The organism is Microcoleus sp. AT9b-C3, from assembly GCF_036705485.1.
Taxonomy (GTDB): Bacteria; Cyanobacteriota; Cyanobacteriia; order Cyanobacteriales; family Microcoleaceae; genus Microcoleus.
Window position 1 is genome coordinate 80164 of record NZ_JAUBUR010000030.1, and the last position, 9548, is coordinate 89711.

Sequence of the window (9548 nt, forward strand, 5' to 3'; positions counted from 1 at the left end):
CGTACCTCAAGCTGAGTAATTAATTAATTAAGTTATTTATTTTTCATTCCTAAGTAGTGGTTTATAGTGTCATGGCTGCATTTTTTTTAGGTTCAGCTAGATTGGTCAGCGTATAATTAACCTGACTGCTCAGTAAATATTGGCAATAGTCTAGTTGGGTAAATTCCATACAGTTCACCCGGTTTATTATGCCTCCAGTATATAATAACTCCTCTGAAAAATCTATTCATTCCTCCCCTGATGATATTAAAATTTATAATATCAAGAGGTCGGGAAGTTTATCAGGGTTTATAGCTCTATCCAATGGGTCTTTCTAAACCGTGTACGCTATATCTAGTGTTCGTGCGTAAGTCCTGAAAAAAAGAAAATGGAAAGTTTTGGTTTTGTTCCTCAACCTAACCTACACTATTAATAATTTGTGTAAGGGGAATGTTTATTACTAACTCTCATTATTCACGACACGGAAGTTACGGAAATACGGATAACTGTTGTTTTCCTGAGTCCTGATTCTTTCTTGCTTCTTCCTTCTTCTTTCAAAGTCCCAATTCCTCGTTACTAATTCCCAAATGACTCGCTTAGCCACAACAATAGAAGCCATACTTTACTTAAAAGGTCAGCCAGTGTCGATCGCAGAAATTGCCGAGATTGCCAAGTGCGATCGAGCCGAAGCCGAAGACGCCATCATCGAACTCATGTCTGACTCGTCCCACCGCGACAGTGCATTAGAAGTCGTCGAAACCCCCACAGGATACAGCCTGCAACTCAGAGAAGAGTTTGCCAGTTTAATGCAAACTTTAATACCTCCAGAATTAGGTGTGGGAGCTTTGCGGACGCTGGCTGCGATCGCCCTCAAAGGCGGCATCGCTCAGCCAGATTTAGTTAACTTGCGAGGTTCAGGAGCTTACCAACAAGTGCAGGAACTTGTAGAAATGGGTTTCGTCCGCAAACGGCGACCCACTGAGGGGCGGTCGTATTGGTTACAAGTTACCGAGAAATTTCACCGGTACTTTCAAGTAGACCAACTGCCAAAACAATTGCAAATTGACTTTCAGGCAAATTTGTACCCAACCAATGACGAGTAGTTTGAAGTAGAATGTAACCAGCCAGAAATTAAGAATCGCCAAATGGTTTTTCACCCTGACTTTGACACATCAAATGCCCAACAAACCGCAGTCAATCCACTGCTGAAGTACCTCCAACACCAATCCCCGGAGGTTCTAGCCCGCGTCGCCAAGTCCGTCAGCCCCGACATCAGAGAAATAATCTCTCATAACGTTCAAGGACTTGTCGGCGTTTTGCCTTCAGAAAATTTTAACGTCGAAATTACCACCGATCGCGAAAACTTAGCAGGTTTGCTAGCTTCAGCGATGATGACAGGCTATTTTTTGAGGCAAATGGAGCAGAGGATGTACCTAGAAGAAAATTTAGCAAGCACCAGCTCGATTAAACCAAACTCACCCAAAGACAAGTAAAAAGATCGACGGGTTGGGGAAGCCAGAAAGATGAAAGTTGTTCAGAAAAATCCATAATCCTGAATCATGGAGGCACAGGGAATTAAGAAACCGGGCTGTTAACCGGATATCCCTCGCGCTACACCGAGGCTTTTGGTGAAAAAACCCGGTTACTGCTTCCAGGACTATAAAGCATCAGATTCATCTTCCATCCTCCACCCCTGCAACTAATACCAATTTCAAAAAAGAATGCAACTGTAGATAAGCTCCAAATCCTTATGCAGTAAGTCATTCTTAATTCTTTAATCGAAAATCGAAAATCGAAAATCGAAAATGGTATTACCCACCGGCGGAGCTACCCGATAGGGGAAAAGCACCCGGACGTACTTTAATTTTCTGAACTTGACCCAAACGGTTAATTTCCACTTCGAGTTCTTTGCCCACAACAGTGTTTTCCACCCGTTCTTGCACGTCACCGGGAGTGTTAACCGCAATTCCGTCAACTTTTTGAATGACATCTCCGGGACGCAAGTCGGCTTTTTGAGCGGGGGAATTTTCCACCACTCGCGCCACGGCTACGCCTTGATCGAGGGTAATTTTATTATTATTATCGAGCTGTTTGTTGAGTTCTGCCTTGGTGGCTGCAGTCAAGCTGACCATTTGAATGCCGAGATAGGGATGTTCGGCTTTACCTTTGGCGAATAACTGATCGGAAACTCGTTTGGCGGTTTCTATCGGAATTGCAAATCCCAAACCCTGAGCGTCGGCGCGGATAGCGGTATTGATGCCAATTACTTCGCCTTGGTCATTCAGCAGGGGGCCACCAGAATTGCCGGGGTTGATGGCGGCGTCGGTTTGGATGAAGCGGACTCGCTTGTCGGGGATGCCGACTTGAGAACTCGATCGACCCGTAGCGCTGATAATGCCCACAGTCACGGTATTGTCCAGACCCAAAGGATTGCCGATCGCGATCGCCCACTGTCCCGGTACAATATTGTCCGAGCGACCCAAAGCCACCTGTGGCAGTTCCTTAGCATTAATCTTAACCACAGCGACATCCGTCAGCGGATCGACTCCCTGCACCTTACCCTCAAACTCGCGGCCGTCTTTGAGCGTCACCTTGACAGTATCCGTCCCGGAGACAACGTGAGCATTAGTAACAATGCGACCGTCAGAAGTGAGAATAAACCCGGAACCGGTACCTCTCTTGACTCGTTCTTCCGGCTGCGGCAAATTTTCCCCAAAAAACCGACGAAACAAAGGATTTTTGAAAGCTTCCGGTACTTGATTCGCCACCTTGGTTGATGCGTCAATCCGCACTACAGCAGGGCCGACTTTTTCGGCTGCTTCAGCAATAAAATTGGGATTGCTGCGATCGACTGCCCGATTTTCCAGAACAGGAGGAGACGCATAGGGGGGGATTTGCTGGCGCACTACTGGCAAAACCAATCCGGTTTCCAGATTGTTTGAGCCTTGCAGATAGCGATTTCCCAACCATCCCATACCTCCGCCGATTGACAGCAAAGTCACATAAAGGGTCGCTTGCTTAAAAGATAAACTCATTTAATAACTCCCGCTAAATACCTCATCCCCGCAGACACGTTCGGAATCAACAAGCGTTTTTGTCTTGGCGATGGGAAGGAAGCGGGGCGGGGCGTACCGCTTCCTCAAGAACATAGCTGTTAACAGGCAGGCGCCCATCGGCATCACAGGCAATTTTGCCGGATTTGCCAAGAGCGACTCTAACTAATAATTCTCATCCTAACTTGGCTTAGCCTGGGATTTACAGTCTGGGGGGTGGCTAGAGGTTGTAAATATGAAGCCTCACAGGATTTGAAAATTGTCAACTGTCCCAAATGAATACTTTTTTCGGTAGATAATGAGGTTTAAACGCTTATTTCCGGTGATTTCTGCACTAATTTGGTCGATCGCACCTGTTGGGCAAACGGCGGCAAATACCGAGATCCCACCTGCAAATCTTCCTTCTGGTATACCTGTAGAAAACCCTGACCCCGCCCGCGATTGCCCGAGTCCGGCTATGTCTCGGTTGCGCCGCCATACTGTGGCCCAGGGCGAAACAATAGAAAGCATAGCGCGGCAGTACAATGTGATTCCTGCAGCGCTGATCGGGATCAATCCGACGTTGGGGGGCGGTGAAGTATCTGCTGGAAGTGCGATCGTCATTCCTCCGTACAGTGGCACCGAGGTAGAAGTCCCTGCGGGCTGGAATTGGCAAAAACTGGCAGAAGCTTACAAAGTGCCTGCAGATTTGCTATTTGAGGCGAATGGGTGCAGGCCTTTGGGGCAAACGGTGTTTGTGCCAACGGTGAATAGGTCGATCGGGCCTTCTATCAATCCCGATGCAACGCCATCGGTGCAAGGATTTCCGCTGCCCGCCCCTGCAGTGGAAGCTTTGCGTTACGGGCGGCAATTGCATCCGGCGCGGCGCGAATTTTTTTTCCACAGTGGCGTAGATTTTTTGGCGTCGGAGGGTACGCAGGTTTTGGCGGCGGGCGAGGGGACTGTCGCCTTTGCCGGGCCGCAGGGGGATTACGGGAATTTAGTGGTGGTGAACCATGAAGCGGGGAAGCAAACGCGCTACGCTCATTTGAAAGATATTGCGGTAAAAGTCGGTCAAAAAGTGCTGTCGGGAGAAGTTTTGGGAACTGTGGGAATGACTGGAAAACGGGACATTCCGGCATCTCATTTGCATTTTGAAGTTCGCTACAATTCGGGTTTGGGTTGGGTCGCTGAAGACCCGCTGCTTTATTTGCAAGCGACTATTAAAAAATAGGATTGTTAGTGTGCTGGGGGGGTGACAACCCGCCCTAAATCCAGACGGGGTAAGGATTGAGCTGTGTGGTGGTAAAGAAAGATAGGCAGCAGAATTGTTACACGCTTGCCTATCCCAAAAAATATGTTACCAACATTTTACCATCCTCACTTACAAAAACAAATGATGCAAAACCCGTTTATTTAACTCACAATATTTTTGAACTTGATAGAATCCGAGAAACAAGTAACGATCGCACTAATCGAGTTCCGATTAATCACTTATTGGTTAACAACTTATTGCCCGATCGCACATTTCTCTCAAATTCAATCGCCCGATCCACAAAAAACCCGATCGCCCGATCAACAAAAAACCCGATCTCCTTAAACTAACTCTACATCACACTGAAATTCCAAATAATTCCTGTAGGGGCGGTGCCCCCGTGCCCGCCCGACTATACCCATTATCACCGCCGCGTCAAGCCCTCTACCGAAGTAAGGGTATAGACATTAGGCAAGAAATCTAGGGGATTAGGAGCTGCAAGAAGATCAAATGATAGTTGTTTGTAATCATCAGCAAATAGTAATCCTCCCCGTCCATTCCCAATCCCAACGTCTAAGAAATTATCCAAGCTTTCACTACCCGGGCCACCTAGCTCTCTGCCACGATTTGTCAAAGTGAAATTTAATTCTCCTTGACCCTTTTTATCTTCGGGAATTAGAAAACTGGTAGATCCAAGACCTTTTTGACCGGTACCCGTGATCTCTACAATTCTGCTGTCGTTGTCTGGATTCGAGTATTTGACATTCAGGTTAGCAGTCCCCAGATAAGGGATAGCAGATGGTTCTATCTCTATTTTTAAAGAGGCAGTGGATGGTGCTGGGGGACTTGGATTTGTACTTGGCGGTGGCGGAACTGTTGGAGATTGGGGATCGCAAGCATTGATTCCTAATTCTTTGCGAAGATTAGATGATAGTTCGCCCTTACCATCAAAGAAATATTTATTGATTCCACTAAATAAGTTTTGAACTGAATCGCCAATCTTAAGAAGTTTTGTCAGTGGTTCAGGAAGGGGAATTTTATCTTCTACCGCTCCTGTTACTGCTTCTTTGAGGGCTTCGTCATTGCCAAATAAAGCTGTACAAACAACACCAGAAACTTGACTGATTCCTTCAAATTCCTCAATGGCACTGCTACTTCCATTTACTGGCACTCGAAATTTTTCCAACACAGAGCCAACCTTTGCAGCACCATCTTTCCATTTACCTACCATCTCTGCTGTTTGCTCAAATGCTTGACAAAAACCTTTTCCAAAAATGCAACTAATCTCTAATGCTAAATTTCTGGCAAAGTCTGTTCCCAAGTCTCCAATTCTCCCAGCTTCTATTTCGCCTGTCGCACTTTTTTCTATTACACTGGCTGAGTTATTGTCAATTCGTTGCAGGATGACTGAGTTGGAGGAACCTGCTTGTTGAAGTTCGGCTCTTGTCCCATCTGGATTGTAGCGAACTGTAAATTGTTCAAGCCCACTGTTGTCCTGATTCGATGGTGTGTATCTCACAGATTCCTGATACACTTGAGTGTCAGTTTTTTTGATGGTAGAAACAAACTGACTTCCATCACTCCCTGCTAGAATTATTTCATAAGTATCTGCTGATGTTTGTCTAGCTGTCGGGGTGTCGTAAGTTACAATGTTTGCTTTTACTAAGCGTCCTTGCACGTCTGTTGGTGAGACTCCTGCAACTCGACCCAAGATCGCACCAGTAGCGCTATTTTTAATTACCGTATCTGAAGTTCCTGGTACGATAGAAGCTGCTTCTAAAGTCACTCCTGCTTCTGTTAAACCGTCAGTTAGTCCAATAAAGTCATCATCTTTATTGAAGTCGGTGATTATATCGGCAGCAGAGGTCGTGATCGCAGCACTACCACTGGGCAAAACAAAAATATCTTGACCCGTACTGCCAGTCAAAGTATCTATCCCAAAGTCACCGTACAGGACATCATCACCATTGCCACCGTCTATTAAGTCATCGCCCTTTCCCCCATAAATTGTGTCGTTCCCTTCGCCGCCGGAAAGATTATCGTTCCCTTGATTTCCACTCAGAAAATCGTTTCCCAAGCCGCCGGAGAGCAAATCAGCACCACCGAGGCCCTCAATTCGGTCATTTCCTTCGTCGCCATAGACGATATCCCCGGATTCTGAGCCTGTAATCGAATCCGCACCGCCTAAACCCCGTAAACCGCCTATGAGAGTATCGAGCAAGCCAGATGCGATCGTAAATGTGTCGCTTCCCTCAGTTAAAATGTAAGCACTACCATCGCTCGAAAGTGACCCACTGCCGACTTGAGAAGTCGATCGCCCGATATCCCCATCAACATTACCGGAGATAAAGTCCTTTCCCGTGTTACCATTCAAAAAGTCTTGCGTGATCGAACTTTCTAGCGTATCGTTGCTTCCCAAGCTAAAGATATTCTGGATATTCTGAGCATTCGATACCGTCTCTTGAGTCGTGGCTTTTTTCGAGCCACAGCCGCAATCCGCTTGATTCTTGGCGCTGCTACCGTTCAATATGTCATCGTTCTTGTCCAGCAAAGCTAAATTGTCAGGCATACACTGTTGCTTTGTATTGGTGATTTAAGAAATCTACCTCACCTGTCTCATCTGTGTCATGGCTGAAAAAGCCCGAAAAAGACTGAAAAAGCCCGAAGTTTCCTTAACTTTATATTTCTTCACTTAACCCATGCAGCCCAACGACGATCGCCCGTTGCAAGCCGTCCCTGACGATAACGAATTGCTAAAATTGGTCGATGGTCTAATATTTGAAAAAACAGGTAAACATCTCAACACGCTGCAACGGCTACTGTTTCAGGGAATGTATGATGGTAAAACCTACGAAGCGATCGCTCGTGACACGCGCTACACTACCAAATACGTCCGAGAAGTCGGCTACAAGTTACTCAAAACTCTCTCGGTAGTGATGGATGAAGAGATGCAAAAAGGCAATCTCAAAGCTGCTTGCGATCGCAGAAATACTAGCAATACTTCAAACTTCGGTAGAGATTATATTCATCAATACGTCGAATACGTCCACACCCTCAACCTCAACCCCTGTCTTTCTGAACATAGCAAATCTGACAACAAATACGCCACTGAATCCAGATTCAAAACTCAGATCGAACGGCTCGAAATTGATGTTGCTGATGTCGTTTGTAAGTTACACAGTCAAGGTATCGAACCATGCCAAATCGCTCAGTTGCTTGGTCTGCCAGAGGTGACGATAGAAACAATATTGCGTGAATTATCATAGCTAAGATGCGAGATATTTGTAGGGTGCGTCGCTGGGAGATTTTCTAGTTGATTTAGAGATTGTCGATCGCGACTAACCCTAGGATATAAAGTAAAATATAATTAATTATCTCGAAGTTCTTTTTCTTGCAAAATTTGAGTAGCCCAAACCCCATCTTCTTCCGATAGAGACGGTACGGGTTCTCGATTATAGTCGATCCGATAATCATAGCCAGCACGATCGTAAATACCTGCAAATATTTCTGGTAAGTTAACAATAGGTTCTACATCTTCCTCGCGCAAGGGAAGCGGAAATATAGGTAGAGAATCGCGGAGATTAAAAGCATAAAGTTCGGCAAACGGACGGCGATTACTGGGACTGACCAAAACCCGATAATCGCTTTGAATAGAATTATTAATAATGGGCATAGATTCCCATTTTCGTAGTAAATCAATTTCGACTAAATGAGTTAAACTACCTAAAATACTCTGGCGTTTTTTGAGATAAGTAATTCTTCCTTCTCCACTACGTTTGTTGACAGGAGAAAGAATTTCAATTGCGGTGACAACTTGTTTCGTTGCCATTTCTCGCACTTCCAGGTAAGTCTGTTTAATTTTTTCAGGAGCAGGCACTTTAACGGTAGTCGGAAGTGTTATACTTACAGTGGCAACTGAACCTGTAGGAATATTCGGGTTATTAGATTGACGCTTAATCGCGACATCGGGGATACCTACTAAAAGGGACTCGTCGTTACTTTCATTTAAATCGGTAATTTCATAGATGCGTTTGTCGATTGCAACCTCATATTTAGGGCGAATTTGAGGCATGATGGTATCAGCGATCGCGATAATCAATCGATTGTGAGTTTCCTGCCAGAAATCGGGGTGTTCTAAGTATGGGTCCATTCCAGGAAAAGGTGAAGGCATAGGACTGTTTTCCAATGTATTGACTTTCAAATCATTTTAGCATTTTTAATTGGGTAGGTGCGTCGCTTTAAAGCGAGGCAGAGCCTCTGGATATAGGTTCCCCGGCTCCAGCCTGGGAACCAGTTAAAGCTTTTTAAGAACAGGCATCCTGCCGGTTCCACAGTAATTATTGGAGATGTCTATTTGTAGATGAATTTAATCTGTTGTGGAACAGGCATCTTGCCTGTTGATTTTGGGCGGGCAAGATGCCCACCCCACAACATATTTAATCTGTTGTGGAACAGGCATCTTGCCTGTTCATAAAATTATAGACACCCCAAATATCAACTACAAAACAGCAGCCACACTTGCCATCAGCAACCCTTGAAACAATTTCACCCCATCAGTTTCGCCCAACATCGGATCGGATGCCCTCTCAGGATGCGGCATCATTCCTAATACATTGCCTTGGCGGTTGCAAATACCGGCAATATTATTTAACGAACCGTTGGGATTGCCAGCATCGCTAATTTTGCCCGCCGGAGTACAGTAGCGAAACAGCACTTGCTTGTGCTCTTCTAACTCGGCTAATGTATCCGCATCAGCATAATAGTTTCCTTCGCCGTGGGCGATCGGCAAATCGATGATTTCACCCGTAGTATAAGCCGCAGTCCAACGAGTATTACCGCGCTCGACTTTCAAAGAAGCGCGATCGCAAATAAAATTCAATCCCGCATTCCGCACCAGAGCACCGGGCAACAAACCAGCTTCAGTCAACACCTGAAAACCGTTGCAAATACCCAGTACAAGTTTGCCTTTTTTCGCGTGTTCCGCAGTAGCCCGCATCGCCGGAGAAAAACGGGCGATCGCGCCGCACCGCAAATAATCTCCGTAACTGAAACCACCGGGAATTACAATGATATCAATATCCGAAATATCGGTATCTTCGTGCCAAATCATCCGCGTCGGTTGGTGGAGTAACCCTTGAGTCACCCACACCACATCGCGATCGCAATTTGAACCCGGAAAAACAATAACTCCAAATTTCATAAGCTGAAGGAAGAAGGAAGAAGGAAGAAGGAAGAAGGAAGAAGGAAGAAGGAAGAAGGAAGAAGGAAGAAGGAAGAAGGAA

Annotated in this window: 8 protein-coding genes and 1 pseudogene; 4 read left to right on the top strand and 5 right to left on the bottom strand. The window is 45.7% G+C overall.

The features are described 5' to 3' along the window. Positions 1-38: 38 nt before the first annotated feature. Positions 39-169 (bottom strand): annotated as a pseudogene (locus tag QUB77_RS23620) (IS701-like element ISPlag1 family transposase); the annotation flags it as partial. 397 nt (positions 170-566) lie between these two features. Between QUB77_RS23620 and scpB the strand changes: the two are divergent. Beyond that, the gene (gene scpB / locus QUB77_RS23625) at positions 567-1082 is read left to right on the top strand and encodes an SMC-Scp complex subunit ScpB (RefSeq protein WP_333180604.1); all 516 of its coding nucleotides are present in this window, start codon (positions 567-569) and stop codon (positions 1080-1082) included. A gap of 42 nt (positions 1083-1124) precedes the next feature. Beyond that, entirely contained in the window at positions 1125-1472 is a 348-nt protein-coding gene (locus QUB77_RS23630) for a DUF760 domain-containing protein (RefSeq protein ID WP_333180603.1), read from the top strand. A gap of 318 nt (positions 1473-1790) precedes the next feature. On the opposite strand, the gene QUB77_RS23635 is transcribed toward QUB77_RS23630, so the two are convergent. Then, entirely contained in the window at positions 1791-3014 is a 1224-nt protein-coding gene (locus QUB77_RS23635) for an HhoA/HhoB/HtrA family serine endopeptidase (RefSeq protein ID WP_333180602.1), read from the bottom strand. A gap of 316 nt (positions 3015-3330) precedes the next feature. Here QUB77_RS23635 and QUB77_RS23640 point away from each other — a divergent pair, with 316 nt between their 5' ends. Then, positions 3331-4245: a M23 family metallopeptidase gene (locus tag QUB77_RS23640; RefSeq protein WP_333180601.1), complete on the top strand. Its 915-nt coding sequence runs from the start codon at positions 3331-3333 to the stop codon at positions 4243-4245. Positions 4246-4690: 445 nt separating this feature from the next. Here the strand turns inward: QUB77_RS23640 and QUB77_RS23645 are convergent, their stop codons facing one another. Next, complete coding sequence (locus QUB77_RS23645) at positions 4691-6835, bottom strand: calcium-binding protein (RefSeq protein WP_333180600.1); 2145 nt, start codon at positions 6833-6835, stop codon at positions 4691-4693. A gap of 130 nt (positions 6836-6965) precedes the next feature. Here QUB77_RS23645 and QUB77_RS23650 point away from each other — a divergent pair, with 130 nt between their 5' ends. After that, on the top strand, positions 6966-7532 hold the full coding sequence (locus QUB77_RS23650) for a hypothetical protein (protein WP_333180599.1): 567 nt from the start codon (positions 6966-6968) through the stop codon (positions 7530-7532). Between the two features lie 101 nt (positions 7533-7633). Here the strand turns inward: QUB77_RS23650 and QUB77_RS23655 are convergent, their stop codons facing one another. Both QUB77_RS23655 and purQ read right to left on the bottom strand, forming a co-directional pair. Next, on the bottom strand, positions 7634-8437 hold the full coding sequence (locus tag QUB77_RS23655; RefSeq protein WP_333180598.1) for a DUF4058 family protein: 804 nt from the start codon (positions 8435-8437) through the stop codon (positions 7634-7636). Between the two features lie 327 nt (positions 8438-8764). Continuing rightward, a complete protein-coding gene (gene purQ / locus QUB77_RS23660) occupies positions 8765-9466 on the bottom strand; it encodes a phosphoribosylformylglycinamidine synthase subunit PurQ (protein ID WP_333067849.1) in 702 nt (233 codons plus the stop codon). Positions 9467-9548 lie beyond the last annotated feature (82 nt).